The following is a 23072-nucleotide window of genomic DNA, read 5'->3' as shown; positions in this document are numbered from 1 at the left end:
ATATCGGCTCAGGGCCCTGCGACGTCCTGCCACTGCGACCATGGTCGGCGCTGACGAAGCCCGAGCAGCGTGCCAGACTGGTTGATCGGGACCGCGTAGGTTTTTTTTGCTCCGGAGTCTTCATGTCGTTATCCAGCGGGCTGATCGCCGTGGTCGCCCTGGCCTACATGGCCATCATGTTCGCCATCGCCTTTTATGGCGATCGCCGCAGCACGCCGTTGCCGCCGCGCCTGCGTGCCTGGGTATACAGCCTGTCGCTGGCCGTCTATTGCACCAGCTGGACCTTCTTTGGCGCCGTCGGCCAGGCCGCCGAACAGCTGTGGGCGTTCTTGCCGATCTATCTGGGGCCGGTACTGTTGCTGATCTTCGCGCCGCAAGTGGTGCAGAAGATGGTGCTGATCAGCAAACAGCAGAATATCACCTCGATTGCCGACTTCATCGCCGCGCGCTATGGCAAATCGCAGAGCCTGGCAGTGGTAGTGGCGCTGATCTGCCTGGTCGGCGTACTGCCTTATATCGCCTTGCAGCTCAAGGGCATCGTGCTCGGGGTCAACCTGCTGATTGGCGCCAACGCCGACGCCACCGGTACCCGCGTACAGGACACCGCCTTGGTCGTGTCGCTGGTGCTGGCGCTGTTCTCGATCGTGTTCGGTACGCGCAGCCTGGACGTCACCGAGCACCATCGCGGCATGGTCCTGGCGATTGCCTTCGAGGCGCTGGTCAAACTGCTGGCGTTCCTGGCCGTGGGCGTGTTCGTGGTATTCAACCTGTACGACGGTTTCGACGACCTGTTCACCCAGGCGCGCCAGTCGGCGCACCTGGAGAGCTACTGGCAGGAGACCATCAACTGGCCGTCGATGGTGGTCCAGACCGGCGTGGCGATGATGGCGATCATCTGCCTGCCACGCCAATTCCATGTGACCGTGGTGGAAAACATCGAAGCCCAAGACATGCGCATGGCGCGCTGGGTGTTCCCGATGTACCTGGTGCTGGCGGCGCTGTTCGTGGTGCCCATTGCCCTGGCGGGGCAGATGCTGCTGCCGGGCACGGTGATCTCCGACTCGTTCGTCATCAGCCTGCCGCTGGCTGAAGCCCATCCGAGCCTGGCGCTGCTGGCGTTCATCGGCGGCGCTTCGGCCGCCACCGGCATGGTCATCGTCGAGGCGGTGGCGCTGTCGACCATGGTCTCCAACGACATGCTGCTGCCCTGGCTGCTGCGGCGCAAGAATGCCGAACGGCCGTTCGAGGCGTTCCGCCACTGGATGCTCTCGGTACGCCGGGTGACTATCGTGGTCATCCTGCTGCTGGCCTATGTCAGCTACCGCCTGCTCGGCTCTACCGCAAGCCTGGCGACCATCGGCCAGATCGCCTTCGCCGCCGTCACCCAACTGACCCCAGCGATGCTCGGCGCGCTGTACTGGAAGCAGGCCAACCGCCGCGGCGTGTTCGCAGGATTGGCCGCCGGTATCTTCCTGTGGTTCTACACCCTGGTGCTGCCGATTACCGCGCATAGCCTGGGTTGGTCGCTGGAACTGTTCCCAGGTTTGGCCTGGCTGCATGGCAACCCTCTGAACCTGCCGATCACCCCATTGACCCAAGGCGTGGTGCTGTCGCTGGCGGGCAACTTCACCCTGTTCGCCTGGGTATCGATCCTGTCGCGCACACGGGTGTCGGAACACTGGCAGGCCGGCCGCTTCATCGGCCAGCAGACCAGCGCCCGGCCCAACAGCCGCTCGCTGCTGGCGGTGCAGATCGATGACCTGCTCAAGCTCGCGGCGCGCTTCGTCGGCGAGGAGCGGGCGCGGCAGAGCTTCATCCGCTTCGCCTACCGCCAGGGCAAGGGTTTCAACCCTAACCAGAATGCCGACGGCGACTGGATCGAACACACCGAACGCTTGCTCGCCGGGGTGCTCGGCACCTCCTCGACCCGGGCAGTGGTCAAGGCCGCCATCGAAGGCCGCGACATGCAGCTTGAAGACGTGGTGCGCATCGCCGACGAGGCCAGCGAGGTGCTGCAGTTCAACCGCGCCCTGCTGCAAGGAGCGATCGAGAACATCAACCAGGGCATCAGCGTAGTCGACCAGAACCTGCACCTGGTGGCCTGGAACCGCCGCTACCTGGAGCTGTTCAACTACCCGGACGGCTTGATCAGCGTGGGCCGGCCGATTGCCGACATCATCCGCTACAACGCCGAGCGCGGCCTGTGCGGACCTGGCGAGGCCCAGGTGCACGTGGCGCGGCGCCTGCACTGGATGCGCCAAGGCCGGGCGCACACCTCCGAGCGGCTGTTCCCCAATGGCCGGGTCATCGAGCTGATCGGCAACCCGATGCCGGGCGGTGGCTTCGTCATGAGCTTCACCGACATCACCCCGTTCCGCGAGGCTGAGCAGGCGCTCAAAGAAGCCAACGAAGGGCTGGAGCAGCGGGTCGCCGAGCGTACCCATGAGCTGTCTCAGTTGAACCAGGCACTGACCGAGGCCAAGAGCCGCGCCGAGGCAGTCAGCCAATCCAAGACCCGCTTCCTGGCGGCAGTCAGCCATGACCTGATGCAACCGCTCAATGCCGCCCGGCTGTTCTCCGCGGCGTTGTCGCAGCAGGCCGAAGGCATGTCGGACGAGGCCCAGCAACTGGTCCAGCACATGGACAGCTCGCTGCGCTCTGCCGAAGAGCTGATCAGCGACCTGCTGGACATCTCGCGCCTGGAAAACGGCAAGATCACCCCGGACATCAAGCCCTTCGCCCTCAGCGACCTGTTCGACACGCTGGGCGCCGAGTTCAAAGTGCTGGCGGCGGAAAAAGGCCTGGAGTTCCGCTTGCGCGGCAGTCGCCTGCGGGTCAACAGCGACATCAAGCTGCTGCGCCGGGTGCTGCAGAACTTCCTCACCAACGCCCTGCGCTATGGCAAGAGCCCGATCCTGTTCGGCGTACGCCGCCAGGGCGAGCGCCTGTGGCTAGAGGTATGGGATCGCGGGCCGGGCATTACCGACGACAAGCTGCAGGTGATCTTCCAGGAGTTCAAGCGCCTGGATAGCCACCAGACGCGCGCCGAGAAAGGCCTGGGCCTGGGCCTGGCGATCGCCGATGGCCTGTGCCGTGTGCTGGGGCATACGCTTGAGGTGCGCTCTTGGCCAGGCAAGGGCAGCGTGTTCCGCGTCAGCGTGCCAATCGCCAGCGCCGCAACAGCCGCGCCTAGTGCCCCTGCCGAGCAGCAGCCCGGGCAACCGCTGGCTGGCCTGCACGTGCTGTGCGTCGACAACGAGGCGAGCATCTTGATCGGCATGAACAGCCTGCTCAGCCGTTGGGGCTGCCAGGTCTGGACCGCTCGCAACCGCGAGGAATGTGAAGCGTTGCTGGCCCAAGGCATGCGCCCACACCTGGCATTGGTCGACTATCACCTGGACGATGGCGACACCGGTACCGAGCTGATGGCCTGGCTACGGACCCGCCTGGGTGAGCCGGTGCCAGGGGTGGTGATCAGCGCCGATGGGCGCAACGAGACCATCGCCATGGTCCATGCCGCTGGCCTTGATTACTTGGCCAAGCCAGTCAAGCCCGCAGCGTTACGCGCCTTGCTCAATCGGCATCTGAGCCTGGTTCAGTAAGCGCTTCGTCGCTCAAGGCGCGCTCGAGCAGCTCGGCCGGCAGACTCTTGCTGGCGCGAGCGCCGAGCAGCTTGAGCTGCTCGCTACGACTGATCAGGTTGCCGCGCCCTTCACAGAGTTTGTTACGGGCCGCCGCATAGGCTTTGTCGACTTGTTGCAAGCGCGCGCCAAGCTCGTCCAAATCCTGAATGAACAGCACGAACTTGTCGTATAGCCAACCGGCGCGCTCGGCGATCTCGCGGGCGTTCTGGCCTTGGCGCTCTTGCTTCCAGAGGCTGTCGATGACCCGCAGGGTCGCCAGCAGGGTGGTGGGGCTGACGATGACGATCTGCCGGTCGAAGGCTTCCTGGAACAGGTTGGGTTCGGCCTGCAGCGCGGCTGAGAAGGCCGCTTCGATGGGCACGAAGAGCAGCACGAAGTCGAGGCTGTGCAACCCCTCCAGGCGGCTGTAGTCCTTGCTGGACAGGCCTTTGACGTGGCTGCGCAGCGATTGCACATGTTGCTTGAGCGCCGCTTCGTCATTGTTACTGACGAACTGCTGGTAGGCGGTGAGGCTGACCTTGGCGTCGACCACCACCTGCTTGTCGCCGGGCAGCATGATCAGCACATCGGGCTGATAACGCTCGCCGTCGGCGCTTTTCAGACTGACCTGGGTCTGGTACTCGCGGCCCTTTTCCAGGCCGGCATGCTCCAGCACTCGCTCCAGGATCAGCTCGCCCCAGTTGCCTTGGGTTTTCTGTCCCTTGAGGGCCTGGGTCAGGTTGGTCGCTTCATCGGACAGGCGCAGGTTGAGCTGCTGCAGACGCTCGAGTTCTTTGCTCAAGGAGAACCGCTCGCGGGCCTCTTGCTGGTAACTTTCTTCCACGCGTTTTTCAAAGGCCTGGATGCGTTCCTTGAGCGGATCGAGTAGTTGGCCCAGGTGCTGTTGGCTGGTCTGGGCGAAGCGCTGTTCGCGCTCATCGAAGATCTTGCTGGCCATCTCGGCGAACTGCGCACGCAGGGTGTCACGGGCTTGCTGCAAGTCTTCCAGACGCTGCTGGTGGCTTTCCTGCTGCTCGCGCAGCTCAGCCTCCAGACGCGCTGACTGGGCCTCCAGCCGGCGTAATTCGGCTTCACGGCTGGTGCGTTCGAGTTGCCAGGCATGGGCGGCGTCGCGGGCGTTGTCGCGGTCGATCTGGAGCAACTCCAGCTCACGGCCGAGGGCCGCGAGGTTGGCTTGCTTGACGCCGTTGGCTTCGCTGAGGTCGCTGATTTCGTCGCGGCTGGCGTCGAGTTGGGCCTGTAGGCCTTCGTGGGCGAGCAGGGCCGCGCTGAGGCGCTCTTCGAGCAGCGCCAACGCGTTCTGCCGGGCCGACTGGCGACGCTGGTTCTGCAGGATCCAGGTCAGGCAGGGAACTGCCGCCGCCACGATGCCCAGCAGAATGCTGGCCAGATCTACTGCCATAGCTACCCCAATTAGTTCGATTTCGGTGGATGGAGCTTAACAGTACGCAGGCTGTTCGGTCCTCGGGCCCGCGTTGCGGGCCAGCGCAGGCAAGCCTGCGCCTACAGTGACTGCGGGGCCTGTAGCAACTGGCTGTGCTTGCGATGGCCCACAATGGTCAGGTAGAGGACATCTGCTTGAGCAACCGCCCCGCCTCCTGCGAGCCCTGCCCTGCCGCCAGCTCCAGCCAATAGCGCGCCTGCTCCGGCTCGCTGCGCTGGCACAAGCGGCCATATTCCAGTTGCGCACGACGATCCCCCGCCCGCGCCGCTTGGCGCAGCAGTTCATGGCCAATACGCCGATCCCGGGCATTACCGCAGTCGCGGCAAAGCATCTGCCCCAGACGACTCTGTGCCACCACCACACCCTGGCGCGCCGGCTGCTTGAGCAAGCGCCCAGCCAGGTGCTTGACGCTGTGCTTGTCACCCAGGCGCGGGCTGTCGAGCAGCCACAGGGCTACTTTCAGGGAAAAGCGCTTGGGAACAGGCTCGGACGATGCGGGGGGTTGAGCGAAGTTTTTACCGCGAAAATTCATGACTGACAGCGAAGGCAATTCGTGAGGCGCGCCACTCTACTCCATTTTTTGCGCGATGGCCTGAGCGTTTTTTGATGAAATTTCAAAAAAATTCGATGATCTTTTCTTGACGTTTTCTCACCGGCATTTATCACCCAGGCGATTCACGACGATTGTCGGACAGTTATGAATATTGCTGGCACGCCCGTCCTAGAGCAAGCGCTCGGGACAATCCACAGATCCTGTGGATAACTCGGTGGACAACCACTTCATGTTGCCTTCAAACCCCCATGAAATGGGGCCTACAGTCAAACTGTCGATTTTTTCACCAGCTAAAATTAGTGTTTTTTTTCATTGACTTAAGCTTGCAGTCAAGGCATTGGCGAAGCCATCGGCGGTTGTTGCAGTGCTGTTACAAGCTACGCCTCAAATGTGTACAAGTGCACCGAAACCCCGCATTTGGATGCACGAAATTAGTCCATGCGACCGATCGGCCTGGTTGCTACCCCACTTCACAAGAGGGCAAAGAACAGACATACTGGTCGGCTTCGCGGCTAAAAAGCAGTGATACTTGCACTCTCTGTTTTTTTCCTGTAGGGTGCGCCTCGTTAGTACCCAGCTGAAAATCAATTCTGGCCAGTAAGGTCCCTGCAGCGTCCAGCTCCCCCCAAGAGCAGCACCTGCTGAAACAGGACCGGCCCTTTCGATGATTCACTCGGCAGCCAACGCTGCTCAAGCACGAATCACCTCGCAGATTGATCGGGATCTTCACCCAGAGGCCTTGAACCTTCGCCTCGGTGTGCCTGCCCGACTTTTGACGTACCTACCAGTCAGCCCAGCGCCTACCTATTGAATGCGCCACCTCTGGCTGCCCTGTTCCAGTCAGGTTCAACGCCTCCTTAATAAAGGCGTCACTGGAACGTTTCTAAGATGCATGGATCGTATTCCATGACTAATGCAGGAACCTCCACATAATGACAAATCATCATCAGTTTCAGCGTGCCGTCGGCACTCTCTCTCAGGCCTTCGCCCCACTGAAGTGCCTCATCGTTGCCCCACGCAAGGGCAGCTTCAGCTTCACCCTGGTCGACGAACACGGTATCGCTTGCCACAGCGAGCGCCTGTATCCCGAGCAGTACAACCGCGCCGAACCGCTGCAAGCGGTCATCGATCGGGCCCGCCAATCGCTGACCGCGTGATTGGCGAATGCCAGCCCATTCATGGGTTGAATCGGCGCATTTCCCTGCTGCCTGTTGGTTCTTGGCCTAATTGCTGTATGGCATATGGCGAACGACCTCAGGCAGCAATCGATTTAAAAACAGGCCTTTACGCCGCGATTATCACACTACACTTCAACTCGAGTGGTGCAAGCCGCTTCCGGCGGGCCTGATCCTTCACCAGCTGCCAAGCTCCAGCGCCCGTCGGCCCTTTATAGAACGAGGGCATCATGGGTATCGCTGCGAATGAATTGTGTCAGTATGTGATCCGACCAACCCTGGTCTACCTGAACCGTCATTGCGCCAGCGCCGAGGCCTTGCTACTCGGTGTCGCCGCCAGCCAATCGGCACTCGGTTCAGCCTTGCACGACCGGCGCGGACACGGTCTTTACCGAATCGGTGAGACACGTCACCAGGCCCTGTGGGACGACTACCTCGCCCGCGATCCGGACCTGGCCAGCCTGGTCCGCGGCCTTGCCAGCCAGCACGCCTTCCTGGGCGGGCCGCACCTGGAGCTGACAGTCAACCTGCGCTACTCCACCGCCATCGCCTGGATGCTCATCGAACAGCAATCCACCGCCCTCCCCGCGCCCGATGATCTGCTTGGGCTTGCCCGAATCTGGCGGCAAATCTTCCAACCCCAGGGACGCCTGCGTGACTTCACTCACGCTTGGCACACCTGCATTGAACCAATCCTGTCGGAAGCCTCCTAAGCGTCATCCTACAAAAAACCGGAAAAAAGGGAATTTTGGTCGGATTGTCCTACAAAACCGCTCTATCTCCTGCGTTTGAGGCTATGGCGCGGCGCGTGATTTGTTGGTAGCTTTTCGCCCCGGAGATCCCAAGGAGTTTCACAATAATGAAAAAAGTAATGCTCAAAACCTCCCTCGGCGTCGCCGTTGCTCTCGCTTCCAGCCAATTGCTGGCCAGCGGCTTTGCCCTTAACGAGCAAAGCATCAGCGGCATGGGGACAGGTTTCGCGGGTCGTTCTTCTTCTGCCGAAGATGCCAGCACCGTGTTTGGCAACCCTGCTGGCATGTCGCGCCTCAAGCGTGAACAGATCACCGTGGGTGGCGCCGCCGTTATCGCAAAATCCGACATCTCGGGCCCAGGCAGCAACTATGGGGGGGAAACTGACGGTGACATGGTCCCTGTGGTTGGCGTACCGATGGGTTACTACGTCAAGCCAATCGATGATCACTGGAGCGTAGGTTTTGGCGTGTACGTGCCGTTCGGTCTGGTTACCGACTACGGTGGAGACGACGCCGCACGTTACTGGGGCAAGAAAAGCCACGTAGAAGTCATCACCTTTCAGCCGACCGTCAGCTATGCCTTCAACGACAAGGTATCGATCGGTTTCGGCCCTACCTTCAACCGGATCAAGGGTGAGCTGGGTTCCAACCTGAACCAATCGTTCATCGGTCAGGGTGATGGCGAGGTGAAGATCAAGGGTGACGACACCGCCGTAGGCTACAACATCGGTATTCTGGTACAGGCCACCGATCAGACTCGTCTGGGCCTGACCTATCACTCGATGGTCGACTACAAACTCGAAGGCAAGACTCGCGTCAGCAGCCCGTTGCTCGGCCCGTTCGATGGCAACAAGTTCGATGCCACGCTCAAGATCAAGACCCCCGAGTCGGTGGACTTCTCGATCACCCACGAGCTGGATGATCAGTGGACCGTCTACGCGGGTAGCACCTGGACCCGCTGGAGCCGCCTGGAGGCCATCACCGTCAATAACGAGCTGCCTGCTGCGCTGGCAGGTAGCCCGATCGGTAGCTCCTTCGGCACCATCAGCGAAGAGCAGAACTGGCATGACACCTGGGCTCACGCTATTGGCGTGTCCTACAAGGTCAACAAGGAGTGGACGCTGCGTACCGGCTTCTCGGTCGATCAATCGCCGACCAACAACCATGACCGCTCGCCACGCATTCCGACTGGCGATCGCAAGATCTTCAGTGTTGGCGCAGGCTGGAGCCCGACCGAAGACATGACCATCGACGTGGCCTATTCCTACCTGTGGGAAGAAGACACCAAAGTCAACAATCAGCCGGACTCACCAACTGTAGGCGCGCTGAAAGGTTCGTACCAAGCCAAGTACGAGAACAGCGCTCACGGGGTAGGTGCTTCGCTGACCTACCGCTTCTGAGCTGCTTTTGAGCCGCTCTTGAGCCGCTCTTGAGTAAGCCACGCTGCATGAAAAAACCGCCCTCGTGGCGGTTTTTTTTGAGTTTTGCGTAAGCACTTTCCGGCCCACCAGCCACTACCAAACAGATGAATCCGCTTGCACGCCCCACCGCTGCCCCAGGCACTCTTGTAGATAATCCATGAATACCCGCACCTTGGCTGTCATGGCAAAGCGGTCAGCCACGCACAGGAAAACATCCATCGGCTCGGTCTGCGCATAAACCAGACCAGCCTCGGAGCACTCGAACAAAGGCACCAACGCCCCAGCGTCGAGATACGGCCGGACGATGAACTCGGCCAACCGGGCAATCCCCCCATCGTTGAGCGCCATCTGCGTCAGGGCATCGATATCGTCGCTGATCAGCACCTGACCGAACTGGGCCTCGAAACGCACGCCGTCCCCCACAAAGCCCCAGCGCAAGAAACGCCCATCCACCGGATAGCGGAACACCAGGCAACGATGGTCACGCAGCGACTGCGGCGTAGGCGGCAGGCCAGCGCTCGCCAGATAGCCGGGCGATGCGCAGCAGATGAAGGGGATGCGTGCGATATGCCGGGCGATCAGGTGGTCTTCGAGCTGCGGGGTAATTCGCAGGCTGACATCGACCTCCTCGCGCGCATGGTTGACCTTGCGATCAGTCGTAATCAACTCTATCGAAAGCTGCGGGTAGCGTGCACTGAAGGCAGGGATCAACGGCGCCAGCACATGCCGGCCGAATGCCGAGGTCGATGCAATGCACAGGCGCCCCTGCGGTTCGCTGTCAGGCGTGCTCACCGCTTGCTCGGCCAAGGCGAGGTCATGCTCGATTTGCCTGACCCGCTGGTAATACAGGCTGCCCGCTGGGGTCAGGGTCATGCTGCGGGTAGTGCGAGACACGAGCCGCACCTGCAAGTGCGCCTCAAGCCGGGCCAGGTTCTGACTGACAGCCGCGGGACTGATCCCCAGCAGACGCGCGCCACCGGCGATACTGCCCGCCTCGACCACCTTGATGAAACTGCGAATGGTGTTGAGCAGATCCATGGCGAGCCCTGATAATTCGTAAGAATCTCTTTATAAAGAACTCAGCCGCGACGGTCTACAGCCCGCCTTGCCCGCTTGTTAACCTGCGCCTCCACCCACTGCTGGAGGTCATCGATGAGCGAACTGTCTCCCACCCGTAGCCGGCGGCGCTTGCGCCCAGGTGCCACGCCTTATGTGTTCGCGTTGTATATGTCGGCCATCATGGCCTTGCTGATGTGCTTTGTGATCACTGCAGCCAATGCCGGGATTACCCCCGACTATCTGGCCAACGTGCTCAAGGCCTACCAGCTGGCAATGCCGGTGGCCTTTGTCTGCGTGTTGATGGTGCGCCCTGTGGTCGTGCGCCTGGTGGCCCTGACCGTGCACCCCCACTAAGCCTCAGGGCTGGGAAGCAATGGCTTTTTCGATCGCCGCCTTGAACTCAGGATCGTCAGGCTTGGTCAGGCTGGAGAAGTTGGCGATCACCTTGCCGCGACGATCCACCACGTACTTGTAGAAATTCCACTTGGGCGCACTGCTCTGCCTGGCCAGCTCGCTGAACAACGGCACCGCATCATCGCCACGCACGTGCTGCGCCTTGCTCATGGCGAAGGTCACACCATAATTGGCATAGCAGACCTTGGCGGTTTTCTCGCTGTCGGGGTCTTCCTGCTTGAAGTCATTGGAAGGTACGCCAAGCATCTGCAGACCTTGCCCCTGGTACTCCTTGTACAGCGCCTCAAGCCCCTCGAACTGCGGGGCGAAACCGCAGTAGCTGGCAGTATTGACGACCACCAGCGGCTTGCCGGCAAAGCGCTCGCACAAGTCGATCTGCTGTTTGCCGCTAAGCTCCGGCAGGCTGCCCTTCAACACGGCCGGGCAGTCTGCGGCCCAGCTTGAGGCCAGTGTCGCCAGGGCCAGGAAAGGTATCGCCAGCCAGCGTGCATGCATCATGGTAGTTCCCCTGCAAGACAGTCCTTGAACTTGCAGGGTAGCGCCTAACAAAGGCTCATGCCCAGTTGCATCAACGCCAAGCCTCCCCGGTGCCAGCCCCACCAGGCCAACGCCAGCAGCACGATTGCTGCGGCTGCCAGCAGGCTAGCGCCCAGGTAGCGGTTCATGCCGCTTGCGCCTGCAGACGGGCGACCGGACGCTCACGCACCGGCCAGTTGAGCGCGGCAGCCAGCAGACTGAGCAGGATGGAGATCTGCCAGACCAGGTCATAGCTGCCCGTGCGGTCGTAGACCACCCCACCCAGCCAACCGCCGAGGAAGGCGCCCAGCTGATGGAACAAGAAGACGATGCCGCCGAGCATCGACAGGTTACGCACGCCAAACAAGGTGGCCACCGTGCCATTGGTCAGCGGCACTGTAGACAGCCACAGCAGGCCCATCGCAATGCCGAACAGGTAGGCACTGAACTGGGTCACCGGCGCCCACAGGAACAACACGATCACCACCGCGCGCAGCAGGTACAGCGCCGTCAGCAAGCGCGGCTTGGACATGCGTCCACCGAGCCAACCGGCGGTGTAGGTACCCACGATATTGAACAATCCGACCAGCGCCAGCACGGTGGTGCCGATGGTCGCCGGCAGGTGCTGGTCGACCAGGTAGGCCGGCAGGTGCACGCCAATGAACACCACCTGGAAGCCACAGACGAAGAACCCCAGTGCCAAGAGCCAGAAGCCCGAATGCGAACACGCTTCGCGCAGTGCCTGGCCCAGGGTCTGCTCAGCGCCATGACTCGGCAGCGGTCGATCCTTGAGCAGGCCCACGAACGGCACGATCAACGCCACCAGCAGGCCCAGTACGAGCAAGGCCGCCGACCAGCCCAGCCACTGGATCAGGCCGAGCGTGCCCGGCAACATGGCGAATTGGCCAAACGAGCCTGCCGCACTGGCGATGCCCATGGCCATGCTGCGTTTTTCTGCTGGCACGGCGCGCCCAACCACCCCGAGGATGACCGAGAAGGATGTTCCGGACAGGCCAATACCGATCAGCAAGCCGGCGCTCAGCGACAGCGACCAGGCCGAGTCGGCCATGCCCATGGTGATCAACCCTGCGGTGTAGAGAATCCCACCGATGACCACCACCTTGGCTGCGCCGAAACGGTCAGCCAGCGCGCCGGCGAACGGTTGGGCCAGCCCCCAGATCAGGTTCTGCAAGGCAATGGCGAAGGCAAACACCTCGCGCCCCCAGCCGAAATCGGCGCTCATCGGCGCCAGAAACAGCCCGAAGCCATGTCGCACCCCCAGAGACAACGCCAAAATCAGCGCCGCCCCCAGTAGTACCCATCCACTGGTTCGCCAAACGGAAGTCATTGTTGTTGTCTCCAGCACATCGCAAGGTTAATGCGGGTATATACCCGCTTATCATCGTACGCGGTCAAGCCAAACGCTCCAGCAAGCGCACCAGTTCATCGCGCTGCCCCTCGCCCAATTGCTCGACCAACGTCAGCTGAGCGCGCTCCCAGGCCGGACCGGCATCCTGCAAGCGTGCTTTACCAGCCTCGGTCAGCAGCACCACTCGATTGCGCTGGTCTGCCCCCTCGGCCAGGGCCACCAGGCCGTCGGCCTCGAGCACCTTGAGATTACGCCCCAGGGTACTGCGATCCAGGCCCATGGCTTCAGCCAGGCTGGTGATACTCGGTTGATCGAGCCGCTGTAGATGGCGCAACAGGGAAAACTGGGCGACATTGATGCCGAAGCCGGCAAGGGCCTCGTCGTAATGTCGGCTCACCCCGCGGGCGGCTCGACGCAGATGGGTACAGATACATTCACTGGTCAGCATGGATACGTGTATATACCCGCATCACCGATGTTGCAAGACGTTTCAAACGCGGATCATTGCTGCAAGCGCTTGCGGATTGGCTCGAATGCCGCCGTGGCCGCGCGCTTGAGCGGATCCTCGGCGCCCTGCTCGATCGCCTGCCAGTAGCGCCACGGCACCTTGGCAGTGCCCAGTTCGTAGTCCATGCCATCCCAGCTGTCCTCACGAAAACTGTAGAAAGCCCAATGCAGGGCGTTTTTGTCCAACACCGTCAGCACATCTTCAAGGTACTGCTGGCAACCGGGCAGACGTCGCATGCAGCCGAACTCTCCGACCACCAGCCGTGAATGGGGCAGTTTCACTCGGTCGAACCACTCAAGCGGCGCTTGCAGATACTGCGCTACCCGCTGGGCATTCCATTGCTCGGTACGCCCGGCAAAAGGCACCGGCCCGGGATAGGCAAAGGGCTTTTTACGGGTCATGTTTGGCGCACTGGTAGCCGCGTAGGGTTCGTACATGTGCACGCTATACAGCACCCGCTCATCGCTCAGCGCTGCTGGCCAGTAGGCGAACGCATCCGCTGCCGCGTACCAGCCGGGGTCGAGCATGATCGGCGTGTCAGGGTCGACCTCACGGATCGCCGCCAACAACTGCTGGTACAAGCCAGGCAAATCGCGGGGGCCGCCCTGCTGGGCGGCGTACCACTGCTGCATCCGCTGTGGGTCTGCGTGTTCGGCCAAACCGCCGAGTTTCTCCGGCGCGGGCTCGTTGATCAGGTTGTAGGCGGCGACTGCCGGGTGATCCTTCAGCGCCTGGGCAAGGTCACGCCAGAAGGCGGTGGCTTGCGCCCAGTAATGTTTGTCTTGCCAGAGGCGATCATCGAATTGGTCGTGATTGTTCTGCGACCAGCGCATCCCCGGCAGCGAAAGCGGTGCGATCACCACTTTCAGGCCTGCGCCATGGGCATGGTCGAGGACCTGCCTGAGCTGGGCCAGGTCGGCTGTGGCGAGCCCCCGATAGGCATCGGCATTGCCCAGCAGGAAGTCGCGTTGCTCAGGTTGCCATTTGTCGTAGGACAGCCGCACCCAAGTGGCGCCATAGCCTTGCAGGGCTTGGAAGTAGGCTTGGTTCGGTGGCAGCCGGTTGAAGCTGTTGCCGCCGTGGCGGGGGGTATTCCAGAACTCGATCAGATCGGCGCCATGGGCTGATTGAATGGCGAGCAGGAACAGGCTGGTGAGTATCCAGTGGCGCATGCTCGGCGCCTCCTTGGCAGGCTTGAGAAGCGCTCAAGGGTACGCCTGCTCTGCCAGGGGAGTATTGCCTCAAGGATTGCTGGAGATTGCGACTGACCGCCAAGGCTCAATCGCGGGGCAAGCCCGCTCCCACGTATTGCACCGAGCTACGGCCATGCAGCAATCACGTAAGAGGCAGCAACGCCAGCCCCAACACCACTGCCAATTCCAACAACTCAAGCATCGCCCCGGCGGTATCCCCTGTGGTGCCGCCCAGCCTTCGACACATGAGCTGACGCAACCAGGCAAACACCACGCCCGCCAGCAGCACCAGCCACAGCGCCGCCCAGCCGCCCAACGCCACACAGGCCAGTGCACTTGCCAGCAGCACCCAGCGCGCCGTGCGCTTGGGCAGATGCTCAGCCAGCGCTTGCCCAAGCCCACCGGGACGTACGTAGGGCGTGCAGAGAAACAACCCCAGCAACGCCGCCCGCCCAACCACGGGCGCCAGCACCAGCCAGGCGCCGACGCCGCGCTCGACCAACACCCACAGCGCGCAGAACTTGAGCAACAGCACCAACACCAGGGTGACCACGGCGATCGGCCCGCTGCGCGGATCTTTCATGATCAGCAAGGTGCGCTCACGATCGCCAAAGCCGCCCAGCCAGGCGTCAGCGCTGTCGGCCAGCCCATCCAGGTGCAAGGCGCCACTGAGCAGCACCCATAGGGTCAGCAGCAAGGCGGCATGCAACGGTGCTGGAGTGCCGTGCAGCAAATGGCTGGCCGCCCACAACAACAGGCCGAACAGCAGGCCTACCAGCGGATAGAACAACAGTGAGCGGCCAGTCTCACGCGGTTCAGGCATCCCCGGCAGGGTGACCGGCAGGCTGCTGAGAAACTGCAAGGCGATCCACAGTGGCAGCATCTCAGGGCAGCTCCCGCAGTTGTCCGTTTTCTTCCAGTTGCAGACGCACCAGCGCGCCATGGCCGACTTCGACCTGTAGCAATTGCTCACGGGGCAGCCCCCGCGCACGGGCCAGCAGCAGGCGCATCACCCCGCCATGGGTCACCAGTAGCAGCTGTTTGCCAGCATGCTCGCGGTGTAGACGCTCGATGGCCGTCAGCACCCGGTCAGCGAAGGCCTCGACCGGCTCGCCGCCCGGTGGGGTGAAGGCATAGGGATCGGCCCAGAACAGCCCAAGCGCATCGGCTTGATCCTCCATGATCTGCGCAGCACTGCGCCCTTCCCAGTCACCGAAGTGCAGCTCGCGGATGCCCGCTTCCAGCTGCACCGGCAACGCCAGGCGGGCGCCGAGTTCGTCAGCAAAGTGCGCGCAGCGTTGCAACGGCGAAGTGACCAGCGCGTGCCACGGCCCGGCCTGTTCGACCGCCGCACGCATCTGCGCCCAACCCCGTTCGGTCAGGGCGTCGTCAAGGCTGCCGCGCAGGCCGCCACCCAGCTCGGTTTCACCATGGCGCAGCAGGTCGATGATCATGCCGGGCGGTCCGCCACCGCAGCTTCGGCAAAGGTCGCCATCTGCCCGTGCAGGGCACAGGCCAAGCGCATCAATGGCACCGCCAACGCGGCGCCGCTGCCCTCGCCCAGGCGCAGGCCGAGGGCCAGCAGCGGCTCGGCCTCAAGGGCCGCGAGCAGCATCTGATGTCCAGGCTCTGCGCCCTGGTGGGCGAACAGCAGCCAGGCACGGCAGTGCGGATTCAGGCGCACCGCGACCAACGCGGCGACGCTGCAGATAAAGCCATCGACCAGCACCGCCACACCCTGCTGGGCACAGGCCAGGTAGGCGCCCGTCAGTGCGGCGATTTCGAAGCCGCCGACGCACGCCAGCGCCTGCAATGGGTCATCGGCACGCAGCCCGTGCAGGAGCAAGGCACGCTCGATGACCTCAGCCTTGTGCCGCACCCCTGCTGTGTCCAAACCCGTGCCTGGACCGCTCAGTTCACGTGCCGGGCAACCGAGCAAGGTGCTCGCCACGGCTGCGGCCGCAGTGGTATTGCCGATGCCCATCTCACCGCCGATGAACAGCTGGGCGCCCTGCTCGGCAGCGCGTAATGCCGTTTCACGACCGGCCTGCAACGCCGCCCGCAGTTGCTCGTCAGTCATCGCCGGACGCTGGGCAAAATTGGCCGTACCGGCGCCCAGACGCAGATGGCGTACGCCCGCTAGCTGCAAGGTGGGATCGATGGTACCGAGGTCGACCACTTCCAGGCTCGCTTCGAGCTGGCGCGCCAGTACGCTGATCGCCGCGCCGCCAGAAACGAAGTTGCGCAGCATCTGCCCGGTCACCGCCTGCGGATAGGCCGAAATGCCCTCCTCGACCACGCCATGGTCGCCCGCGAAAATGCTGATCGCAACGTGCTCCAGGCTCGGCCGTTCACGCCCTTGCAGGCCAGACAGGGTCACTGCCAAGGCCTCTAGCTGACCGAGCGAGCCGGTGGGTTTGGTCAGTTGCTGCTGACGGGCGCGGGCCTGGTCCATGGCGGCGTTATCGACAGTTTGGCAGGCATCACGCCACCACGATTGGGTCATAGAGCAGGTCCTTTGAGCATCAGAGGAAGGCCGGCGACGGTAAGCACCACGCGCTCGCAGCGCTCGGCTACGGCCTGGTGCAGCCAGCCGGCCAGATCGACATAACGGCGGGTCAGTTCGCCCATGGGCACCACGCCCAGGCCGGTTTCATTGCTGACCAGAATGATCGTGCCCGGCAAGCTTTGCAGGCAGTCGAGCAGCGCATCGCGCTCTTGCGCCAGGCGCTGGTCGTCGTCGAGCATCAACAGATTGGTCAGCCACAGGGTCAAGCAGTCCACCAGCAGGCAGCGTCCTGGCGCCGCCTCGGCGCGCAGTACCGCGGCCAGCTGCAGCGGCTGTTCGATCAGCGCCCAGTGATCGGGGCGGCGCTGGCGATGCAGCTGCACCCGCGCATTCATCTCGCCATCGAGCGGCTCGCTGGTGGCGATGTAGGTCACCGCCAGGCCCGAGTCCTGGGCCAGTTGTTCGGCCAGGCGACTCTTGCCGGAGCGGGCACCGCCAAGGATCAGGTTGCGCATCTCAGGCGACTCCACACAATTGGCGCAGGTGCGCGGTGTCCAGGTGTTGCTCGATCAGGTCGGCCAGGCGCTCGATATCGCGTTCGCGCAGGGCCTCGTAGTCGATGCTTTGCACCGCTTGCAGGCCGGCCCAGCGCAACAGCGCGGCGCACGACTGGCTACCTTCGAACAGGCCGTGCAAATAAGTGGCGAGGATCTGCCCATCGGCGCTGATCGCGCCGTCGCAGCGGCCATCGGCCAGGTGCACGGCAGGCTGCTCCAGGGCCGGGCCTCGGGTCACCCCCGCGTGGATCTCATAGCCGGCAACCGCCGACTGCTCCAACTGCAAGGTGCCAGCGACGTTGCGCAGCTGTTTCTCGGCCTCAAGCTCGGTGACGTAGTCGAGCAGGCCCAGGCCGGCACTGGTACCCGGTGGGCCTTCCAGGCCAAGCGGATCTCGCACTTCGCCACCGAGCATCTGTAAGCCGCCGCAGATGCCGATCAGCTTGCCGCCGTAGCGCAGATGGCGCGCGATGGCGCTGTCCCAGCCACGCTCGCGCAACTGCGCCAGGTCGGCGCGCACGCTCTTGGAGCCCGGCAGGATGATCAGGTCGGCGGGCGGGATAGGTTGGCCGGGCCCGATGAACTGCAAATCGACCTGGGGATGCAGGCGCAGCGGGTCGAAGTCAGTGTGGTTGCTGATCCGCGGCAGCACCGGCACGATCACCTTGAGTACCTGCTCGGCCTTGCTCGGCTGACGCACGTCGATGGCGTCCTCGGCTTCCAGGTGCAGGTCGGTGACATACGGCAGCACGCCCAGCACCGGTTTGTCGGTGCGCTGTTCGAGCCAGTCCAGGCCCGGCTGCAACAGGGCGATGTCACCGCGAAAACGATTGATCACAAAGCCTTTGACCCGCGCCTGCTCGCTGGCCGAGAGCAGCTCCAGGGTGCCGACCAGGTGGGCGAACACCCCGCCGCGATTGATGTCGGCCACCAGGATCACCGGGCAGTCGACCGCCTCGGCAAAACCCATGTTGGCGATATCGCCAGCGCGCAGGTTGATCTCGGCAGGCGAGCCGGCACCTTCGACCATCACCACCGGGTACGCAGCCGCCAGCCGCTGGTGCGAGGCCAGCACGGCCTGCATGGCGATGGCTTTGTAGTCGTGGTAGGCAACGGCGTTCATGCTGGTGACCGCCCGCCCGTGGATGATCACCTGGGCGCCGGTATCGCTATTGGGCTTGAGCAGCACCGGGTTCATGTCGGTGTGTGGCGCCAGCCGACAGGCCTGCGCTTGCACCGCCTGGGCGCGGCCAATCTCGCCGCCGTCGGCGGTGACCGCACTGTTAAGGGCCATGTTTTGCGGCTTGAACGGCACCACGGCAATGCCCTGGCGCAACAGCCAGCGGCACAAGGCGGTGACCAGCGTGCTCTTGCCGGCATCGGAAGTGGTGCCTTGCACCATGAGGGTGGTCATGCCGATTCCTTCTGGTAATCATCGAGCGCCAAGCGCAGGCGCTGTTCGTCCGCCGCGCTGGCAGGCAGGCCGAGGCGCACCGCCGCAGGGTGCTCGAACAAGCGCACGAGGATGCCGCGCTGGGCGAGAAAGTCATGCAGGCGCGCGGCCTGCTCGCCACGGATGTACTGGAACAGGTCACAACCGCCACTTGGCGTCAGGCCTGCATCATTCAACAGGCTTGCCAGGCGTTGGCTGGCCTGCCGACAACTGACGATCTGCGCGACATGAGCCTGCTCATCGGCCAGGCACGCTTGGCCCAGCACTCGGGTCGGACCGGCAACGGTCCACGGCCCAAGCAGCTCGGCCAGGCGCAGCAACAAGCTCGGCTCAGCCATGACGAAGCCCAGGCGCACCCCGGCCAAACCGAAAAACTTGCCGAACGAACGCAGCACGATCAACCCTGCACGCTCGGCGCAGTCGACCACGCTGTGCTCTGGGGTGTTGTCCATGAACGCTTCATCGACCACCAGCCAGCCGCCACGGCGGGCCAAGCGGGCATGCCAGTCGAGCAGGCGCTCGCGCGGTACAGTGCGTCCAGTGGGGTTGTTCGGGTTGACCAGCAGCAGCACCTGCAGGCGGTCGAGCGCCTGTTCGACCTGCTCATCGTCAAGCTCCACCAGTTGGTGGCCCGCACGTTGCCAAGCGTACGGGTGCTCGGCATAACAAGGCCCCAGCACCCCGACCCGACCTGCCGCACGCAAGTGTGGCAGCGCCTGAATCGCCGCCTGCGAGCCAGCCACCGCCAACAGGTGCTCGGCCCCGTAGTAACGGCGCGCCGCCTGTTCCAGGCCATCTTCGGTCTCAGGCAAGCGCGCCCAGGCCTCAATGGGAATGGGCGGGATCGGGTAGGACCAGGGGGCAATGCCGCTGGACAGATCGAGCCACTGCTCGCGGGCAATCCCGTAGTGACGCACGGCCCGCTGCAAGCGGCCTCCGTGTTCAAGCATTGAGGTAGCCTCCCAGACAGATCACCAGCAGCCACAGCCAGACGCCGCGCTGCACCAGGCCCCAGCCACGCTCGATGGCATCGGCATCGGCCATCGGGCCTTGGCCCAGGCGCGGACGCTCGTGCAGTTCGCCGTGGTACACCGCAGGGCCACCCAACTCGACCCCCAACGCACCAGCGCCGGCGGCCATCACCGGCCCGGCGTTAGGGCTGTCCCACAGCGGCCCCTGCTGACGCCAGCAGCTGAGCGCCAGGCGGGTCTTGCCCAACAGTGCGTAGGTCAGGGCCACCAGCCGTGCGGGAATATAGTTGAGCACATCATCGATTTTCGCTGCGGCCCAGCCGAAGCGCTCGAAGCGCTCATTGCGATAACCCCACATGGCATCGAGGGTATTGCTCAGGCGATAAAGCACCACACCGGGTGCGCCGGCAACGATGAACCAGAACAACGCGGCAAACACCGCATCGCTGCCATTCTCCAGCACCGACTCGGTGGCTGCGCGCGCGACAGCGGGCTCGTCGAGCTCACGGGTCTCGCGGCTGACCAGATAACCCACGCGCTTTCTGGCCTCATCCAGATCGCCACGGCGCAAGGCCTCGGCTACTGGCAGCATGTGCTCGCCCAAACTGCGCAGGCCGAGCGCGCAGTACAGCGCCAGCACCTCGACCAGCCAGCCGAGGTAGGGCAACCAAGAGAGGATCAGCGCCAGCAGGGTCAGCGGCACCACCGCCAGGAACCAGGCACTAACGCCATGACTGCGCCAGCCCCTGCCGCCGGCATTGAGCCGCTGCTCCAGGCGCGAGGCGAAATTGCCGAAGGCCACCAACGGATGGCGGCGCTGCGGTTCACCCAGCAAAGCGTCCACGGCCACCCCGGCCACGGTCAGCAAAGCCACGCTCATCGGCGCACTCCCCATTGGTTGTCATAGAGCATATCGCTTAACGGGCGTTGCTCGGCCCAATTTTCCATGACCAGCATCGGCGCTGGGTAGAACGCCTGTACCGGGCCCAGACACAGCACCGCCACTGGCTTGGCACCGGCTGGCATGCCCAGCAGTTCGCCCAGTGCCTGCGGGTCGAACAGCGACACCCAACCCATTCCCAGGCCTTCGGCACGCGCCGCCAGCCACAGGTTCTGGATGGCGCAGGCAAGTGAGGCAAGGTCCATTTCAGGCAAGGTGCGGCGGCCGAAAATGTGCGGCTCGCGGTTGTCCATCAATGCCGCGACCAACACTTCGGCGCAGTCGTTGATGCCCTCGACCTTGAGCTTCATGAACTCATCGGAGCGCTCGCCGAGCGCCTCGGCGGTGCGCGCCCGCTCCTGTTCGACCAGGGCCTGGATGCGCCCGCGTAGTTCACGTTGGCTGATGCGAATGAAGCGCCAAGGCTGCATCAAGCCGACGCTTGGCGCCTGGTGAGCGGCGTTGAGCAGGCGTGTGAGCAGCGCCGGGGCGATCTCTCCACCGGCAAAGTGGCGCATGTCGCGACGCTCCCCAATGGCTCGGTAGACTGCGGCGCGCTCGGCCGCGCTGAAGGCGTGCTCGCTCATGGTCGCAGCAGCGCCGCCGCCGCGTCAGGGTTGGAAGGGAAGTAGAAGTGCACATACGACGCCGTCAGGCGCCCCAGGCGATAGACCGCCTCGTTGCCACGCCCACCGTTGGGGCTCAAGCCACGGGCGATGGGTTCGAGCGAGGTGGTGGTCAGCGAGTGGTGATAGGTATGCCCGCGCAAGGTGCCTTCCGGCAGCTCGACCGCCTGCAAGGCCAGGGCGGCGAGGCGCTTTTGCATCACCGCTTCGCCGGGCAGCAGGCCAAGCAGTGGCGCACGCTCGCCAGCGACATCGGTCAGTGCATCGAGCAAGTACAACATGCCGCCACATTCGGCCAGCAGCGGTTTGCCCTGGGCATGGTGGGCGCGGATCGCTTCCAGCATCGGCGCATTGGCGGCCAGGGCCTGATGATGCAGTTCAGGATAACCACCTGGCAGGTACAGGCTGTCTACCGCTGGCAACTGGCGGTCGTGCAGTGGCGAGAACAATTCGAGCTGGGCACCCATCTCGCGCAACAGGTCGAGGTTGGCGCCATAGGTGAAGGCGAACGCCTCATCCTGGGCCACGCCAATGCGCAGGCCGGCCAGCGAAGGCACTGCTGCGGCGCGTTGAGGGGCGTCGAACGCTACCGGCGGCGGTAGCGCTGCATCACAGCTCGAGCCCAGTGCTTGGGCGGCGGCGTCCAGACGCAGGTCCAGATCGTTCAATTCGCTCGCTTGCACCAGCCCCAAGTGGCGGCTGGGCAGCTCGATCCCGCGTTCACGAGACAGCCCGCCATACCAGCGCAGGCCTTCAGTAAGGCTACCTTCGAGCAACTGGGCATGCCGCAGGCTGCCGACTCGGTTGGCCAGCACCCCGGCAAACGGCAAATCCGCCTGGTAACGCGCCAGCCCCAGCGCCAGCGCACCAAAGGTCTGGGCCATGGCCGTGCCGTCGATCACGGCCAGCACCGGCACACCGAAATGGCGCGCCAGATCAGCGCTCGATGGGGTGCCGTCGAACAGCCCCATGACGCCTTCGATCAGGATCAGGTCGGCATCAAGCGCTGCCTCCCAGAGCAGGCGGCGACTTTCCTCGGCGCCGATCATCCACAGGTCCAGCTGGTACACCGGGGCACCACTGGCGCGCTCGAGAATCATCGGGTCGAGAAAATCAGGCCCGCACTTGAACACCCGGACCTTACGTCCAAGGTTACGGTGCAGGCGTGCCAGAGCAGCGGTGACCGTGGTCTTGCCCTGGCCGGAAGCCGGTGCCGCGATCAGCACCGCCGGACAATGCCGGGTTTGGCTCATAGTTCCACGCCCTTCTGCGCCCGGATGCCAGCCTGGAAGGCGTGCTTGAGCATGCCCATCTCAGTGACGGTGTCAGCCAGCTCGATCATCTCCGGCTTGGCTGCACGCCCGGTGACGATGACGTGCTGCATGGGCGGACGAGCCTGGATGTCGGTCAGTACCTGATCGAGGTCGAGGTAGCCGTGCTTGAGGGCGATGTTCAGCTCGTCGAGCACGACGAATTGAATCGATGGGTCTTGCAGCAATTGGCGCGAGACCGCCCAGGCGGCTTCGGCGGCGGCGATATCGCGCTGGCGGTCCTGGGTTTCCCAGGTAAAGCCCTCACCCATCACGTGGTAGCGCACTTGCTCGGGGAAGCGGCGGAAGAACAGCTCCTCGCCGGTGCTGTTGCGGCCTTTGATGAACTGCACCACGCCGCATTGCATGCCATGGCCCAAGGCCCGGGCCAACATGCCAAAGGCCGAACTGCTCTTGCCCTTGCCATTGCCGGTCAGCACCAGCAGCAGGCCGCATTCGTTGGGGGAATTGGCGATACGCTCGTCGATGATCGCCTTTTTGCGCTGCATGCGCGCCAGGTGGCGTTCGTCACGTTCGGGGGTTTCGCTCATCAGGGTTCTCCGCTGGCTGGCGACGCACGCAAGGGCGCGGCGACAGATCGATAGGCAGGCAAACGGAGAACGCGCAGGCGCCGTGACCCACGCCACAGGCAACCGCG

23 protein-coding genes are annotated in these 23072 nt (G+C 63.6%); 5 read left to right on the top strand and 18 right to left on the bottom strand.

Features of this window, described 5'->3' with window-relative positions; genetic code table 11:
• The first annotated feature begins 122 nt into the window (after positions 1-122).
• Positions 123-3602 (top strand): NahK/ErcS family hybrid sensor histidine kinase/response regulator, encoded by a 3480-nt coding sequence (locus tag ACI2JX_RS00360; protein WP_368972459.1) that lies wholly within the window; start codon positions 123-125, stop codon positions 3600-3602.
• On the opposite strand, the gene rmuC is transcribed toward ACI2JX_RS00360, so the two are convergent.
• Together rmuC and ACI2JX_RS00350 are read right to left on the bottom strand one after the other, a co-directional pair.
• Positions 3574-4932 carry a DNA recombination protein RmuC gene (gene rmuC, locus ACI2JX_RS00355; protein WP_368972466.1) on the bottom strand — a complete coding sequence of 453 codons (1359 nt, stop codon included), beginning with the start codon at positions 4930-4932 and terminating at the stop codon, positions 3574-3576. The two genes, ACI2JX_RS00360 and rmuC, sit on opposite strands and share 29 nt — an antisense overlap.
• A 271-nt stretch (positions 4933-5203) precedes the next feature.
• The gene (locus ACI2JX_RS00350) at positions 5204-5620 is read right to left on the bottom strand and encodes a tetratricopeptide repeat protein (protein WP_264235767.1); all 417 of its coding nucleotides are present in this window, start codon (positions 5618-5620) and stop codon (positions 5204-5206) included.
• 953 nt (positions 5621-6573) lie between these two features.
• On the opposite strand from ACI2JX_RS00350, the gene ACI2JX_RS00345 reads away from it, so the two are divergent.
• The 3 genes from ACI2JX_RS00345 (at position 6574) to ACI2JX_RS00335 (ending at position 8968) form a co-directional block, all read left to right on the top strand.
• Entirely contained in the window at positions 6574-6798 is a 225-nt protein-coding gene (locus ACI2JX_RS00345; RefSeq protein ID WP_264235765.1) for a hypothetical protein, read from the top strand.
• Positions 6799-7046: 248 nt separating this feature from the next.
• A complete protein-coding gene (locus ACI2JX_RS00340; protein WP_186554677.1) occupies positions 7047-7529 on the top strand; it encodes a hypothetical protein in 483 nt (160 codons plus the stop codon).
• Between the two features lie 146 nt (positions 7530-7675).
• On the top strand, positions 7676-8968 hold the full coding sequence (locus ACI2JX_RS00335; protein ID WP_186554676.1) for an OmpP1/FadL family transporter: 1293 nt from the start codon (positions 7676-7678) through the stop codon (positions 8966-8968).
• 114 nt (positions 8969-9082) lie between these two features.
• Here the strand turns inward: ACI2JX_RS00335 and ACI2JX_RS00330 are convergent, their stop codons facing one another.
• Complete coding sequence (locus ACI2JX_RS00330) at positions 9083-10027, bottom strand: LysR family transcriptional regulator (protein WP_404689113.1); 945 nt, start codon at positions 10025-10027, stop codon at positions 9083-9085.
• A 114-nt stretch (positions 10028-10141) separates the two neighbouring features.
• Between ACI2JX_RS00330 and ACI2JX_RS00325 the strand changes: the two genes are divergently transcribed.
• Positions 10142-10402, top strand: a complete 261-nt coding sequence (locus ACI2JX_RS00325; RefSeq protein ID WP_186554674.1) for a DUF2798 domain-containing protein — start codon at positions 10142-10144, stop codon at positions 10400-10402.
• Positions 10403-10405: 3 nt separating this feature from the next.
• On the opposite strand, the gene ACI2JX_RS00320 is transcribed toward ACI2JX_RS00325, so the two are convergent.
• The 15 genes from ACI2JX_RS00320 to cobO all read right to left on the bottom strand — a co-directional run bounded on the left by ACI2JX_RS00320 (position 10406) and on the right by cobO (position 22965).
• On the bottom strand, positions 10406-10957 hold the full coding sequence (locus tag ACI2JX_RS00320; RefSeq protein WP_264235830.1) for a glutathione peroxidase: 552 nt from the start codon (positions 10955-10957) through the stop codon (positions 10406-10408).
• Positions 10958-11004: 47 nt separating this feature from the next.
• On the bottom strand, positions 11005-11127 hold the full coding sequence (locus ACI2JX_RS00315; RefSeq protein WP_264082859.1) for a hypothetical protein: 123 nt from the start codon (positions 11125-11127) through the stop codon (positions 11005-11007).
• Complete coding sequence (locus ACI2JX_RS00310; protein ID WP_264235759.1) at positions 11124-12326, bottom strand: MFS transporter; 1203 nt, start codon at positions 12324-12326, stop codon at positions 11124-11126. The genes ACI2JX_RS00315 and ACI2JX_RS00310 overlap by 4 nt, the downstream gene beginning before the upstream one ends.
• A 64-nt stretch (positions 12327-12390) precedes the next feature.
• A complete protein-coding gene (locus ACI2JX_RS00305) occupies positions 12391-12795 on the bottom strand; it encodes a MarR family winged helix-turn-helix transcriptional regulator (protein ID WP_186554672.1) in 405 nt (134 codons plus the stop codon).
• 53 nt (positions 12796-12848) lie between these two features.
• Positions 12849-14027, bottom strand: a complete 1179-nt coding sequence (locus ACI2JX_RS00300) for a glycoside hydrolase family 5 protein (RefSeq protein ID WP_404689112.1) — start codon at positions 14025-14027, stop codon at positions 12849-12851.
• A 163-nt stretch (positions 14028-14190) separates the two neighbouring features.
• On the bottom strand, positions 14191-14931 hold the full coding sequence (locus tag ACI2JX_RS00295; RefSeq protein WP_264235757.1) for an adenosylcobinamide-GDP ribazoletransferase: 741 nt from the start codon (positions 14929-14931) through the stop codon (positions 14191-14193).
• A gap of 1 nt (position 14932) precedes the next feature.
• Complete coding sequence (gene cobC / locus ACI2JX_RS00290; protein ID WP_404689111.1) at positions 14933-15502, bottom strand: alpha-ribazole phosphatase family protein; 570 nt, start codon at positions 15500-15502, stop codon at positions 14933-14935.
• Positions 15499-16554: a nicotinate-nucleotide--dimethylbenzimidazole phosphoribosyltransferase gene (gene cobT, locus ACI2JX_RS00285; RefSeq protein ID WP_404689110.1), complete on the bottom strand. Its 1056-nt coding sequence runs from the start codon at positions 16552-16554 to the stop codon at positions 15499-15501. Before cobT ends, cobC begins: the two co-directional genes overlap by 4 nt.
• Entirely contained in the window at positions 16551-17072 is a 522-nt protein-coding gene (gene cobU, locus ACI2JX_RS00280; protein ID WP_368972453.1) for a bifunctional adenosylcobinamide kinase/adenosylcobinamide-phosphate guanylyltransferase, read from the bottom strand. Before cobU ends, cobT begins: the two co-directional genes overlap by 4 nt.
• 1 nt (position 17073) lies before the next feature.
• Positions 17074-18528: a cobyric acid synthase gene (locus tag ACI2JX_RS00275; protein ID WP_404689109.1), complete on the bottom strand. Its 1455-nt coding sequence runs from the start codon at positions 18526-18528 to the stop codon at positions 17074-17076.
• Positions 18525-19517 carry a threonine-phosphate decarboxylase CobD gene (gene cobD / locus ACI2JX_RS00270; RefSeq protein ID WP_404689108.1) on the bottom strand — a complete coding sequence of 331 codons (993 nt, stop codon included), beginning with the start codon at positions 19515-19517 and terminating at the stop codon, positions 18525-18527. The genes ACI2JX_RS00275 and cobD overlap by 4 nt, the downstream gene beginning before the upstream one ends.
• Positions 19510-20418, bottom strand: a complete 909-nt coding sequence (gene cbiB / locus ACI2JX_RS00265; protein WP_404689107.1) for an adenosylcobinamide-phosphate synthase CbiB — start codon at positions 20416-20418, stop codon at positions 19510-19512. The genes cobD and cbiB overlap by 8 nt, the downstream gene beginning before the upstream one ends.
• Positions 20415-21065 (bottom strand): 5,6-dimethylbenzimidazole synthase, encoded by a 651-nt coding sequence (gene bluB / locus ACI2JX_RS00260; RefSeq protein WP_264235749.1) that lies wholly within the window; start codon positions 21063-21065, stop codon positions 20415-20417. Before bluB ends, cbiB begins: the two co-directional genes overlap by 4 nt.
• Positions 21062-22357 (bottom strand): cobyrinate a,c-diamide synthase, encoded by a 1296-nt coding sequence (locus ACI2JX_RS00255; RefSeq protein ID WP_404689106.1) that lies wholly within the window; start codon positions 22355-22357, stop codon positions 21062-21064. Before ACI2JX_RS00255 ends, bluB begins: the two co-directional genes overlap by 4 nt.
• Positions 22354-22965 (bottom strand): cob(I)yrinic acid a,c-diamide adenosyltransferase, encoded by a 612-nt coding sequence (cobO, locus tag ACI2JX_RS00250; RefSeq protein ID WP_392466188.1) that lies wholly within the window; start codon positions 22963-22965, stop codon positions 22354-22356. The genes ACI2JX_RS00255 and cobO overlap by 4 nt, the downstream gene beginning before the upstream one ends.
• Between the last annotated feature and the right edge of the window lie 107 nt (positions 22966-23072).

Source organism: Pseudomonas sp. NPDC088890, assembly GCF_044900155.1.
GTDB lineage: Bacteria > Pseudomonadota > Gammaproteobacteria > Pseudomonadales > Pseudomonadaceae > Aquipseudomonas > Aquipseudomonas urmiensis.
Note: the sequence above shows the minus strand (reverse complement) of the source record. Positions and strands in the feature narration are given on the sequence as shown.

Bases quoted from the DNA above. Each gene is read 5' to 3' on its own strand.
- ACI2JX_RS00360 (WP_368972459.1), top strand. From the start codon at position 123: ATGTCGTTATCCAGCGGGCTGATCGCCGTGGTCGCCCTGGCCTACATG.
- ACI2JX_RS00350 (WP_264235767.1), bottom strand. From the start codon at position 5,620: ATGAATTTTCGCGGTAAAAACTTCGCTCAACCCCCCGCATCGTCCGAG.
- ACI2JX_RS00345 (WP_264235765.1), top strand. From the start codon at position 6,574: ATGACAAATCATCATCAGTTTCAGCGTGCCGTCGGCACTCTCTCTCAG.
- ACI2JX_RS00340 (WP_186554677.1), top strand. From the start codon at position 7,047: ATGGGTATCGCTGCGAATGAATTGTGTCAGTATGTGATCCGACCAACC.
- ACI2JX_RS00335 (WP_186554676.1), top strand. From the start codon at position 7,676: ATGAAAAAAGTAATGCTCAAAACCTCCCTCGGCGTCGCCGTTGCTCTC.
- ACI2JX_RS00330 (WP_404689113.1), bottom strand. From the start codon at position 10,027: ATGGATCTGCTCAACACCATTCGCAGTTTCATCAAGGTGGTCGAGGCG.
- ACI2JX_RS00325 (WP_186554674.1), top strand. From the start codon at position 10,142: ATGAGCGAACTGTCTCCCACCCGTAGCCGGCGGCGCTTGCGCCCAGGT.
- ACI2JX_RS00320 (WP_264235830.1), bottom strand. From the start codon at position 10,957: ATGCATGCACGCTGGCTGGCGATACCTTTCCTGGCCCTGGCGACACTG.
- ACI2JX_RS00315 (WP_264082859.1), bottom strand. From the start codon at position 11,127: ATGAACCGCTACCTGGGCGCTAGCCTGCTGGCAGCCGCAGCAATCGTG.
- ACI2JX_RS00310 (WP_264235759.1), bottom strand. From the start codon at position 12,326: ATGACTTCCGTTTGGCGAACCAGTGGATGGGTACTACTGGGGGCGGCG.
- ACI2JX_RS00305 (WP_186554672.1), bottom strand. From the start codon at position 12,795: ATGCTGACCAGTGAATGTATCTGTACCCATCTGCGTCGAGCCGCCCGC.
- ACI2JX_RS00300 (WP_404689112.1), bottom strand. From the start codon at position 14,027: ATGCGCCACTGGATACTCACCAGCCTGTTCCTGCTCGCCATTCAATCA.
- ACI2JX_RS00295 (WP_264235757.1), bottom strand. From the start codon at position 14,931: ATGCTGCCACTGTGGATCGCCTTGCAGTTTCTCAGCAGCCTGCCGGTC.
- cobC (WP_404689111.1), bottom strand. From the start codon at position 15,502: ATGATCATCGACCTGCTGCGCCATGGTGAAACCGAGCTGGGTGGCGGC.
- cobT (WP_404689110.1), bottom strand. From the start codon at position 16,554: ATGACCCAATCGTGGTGGCGTGATGCCTGCCAAACTGTCGATAACGCC.
- cobU (WP_368972453.1), bottom strand. From the start codon at position 17,072: ATGCGCAACCTGATCCTTGGCGGTGCCCGCTCCGGCAAGAGTCGCCTG.
- ACI2JX_RS00275 (WP_404689109.1), bottom strand. From the start codon at position 18,528: ATGACCACCCTCATGGTGCAAGGCACCACTTCCGATGCCGGCAAGAGC.
- cobD (WP_404689108.1), bottom strand. From the start codon at position 19,517: ATGCTTGAACACGGAGGCCGCTTGCAGCGGGCCGTGCGTCACTACGGG.
- cbiB (WP_404689107.1), bottom strand. From the start codon at position 20,418: ATGAGCGTGGCTTTGCTGACCGTGGCCGGGGTGGCCGTGGACGCTTTG.
- bluB (WP_264235749.1), bottom strand. From the start codon at position 21,065: ATGAGCGAGCACGCCTTCAGCGCGGCCGAGCGCGCCGCAGTCTACCGA.
- ACI2JX_RS00255 (WP_404689106.1), bottom strand. From the start codon at position 22,357: ATGAGCCAAACCCGGCATTGTCCGGCGGTGCTGATCGCGGCACCGGCT.
- cobO (WP_392466188.1), bottom strand. From the start codon at position 22,965: ATGAGCGAAACCCCCGAACGTGACGAACGCCACCTGGCGCGCATGCAG.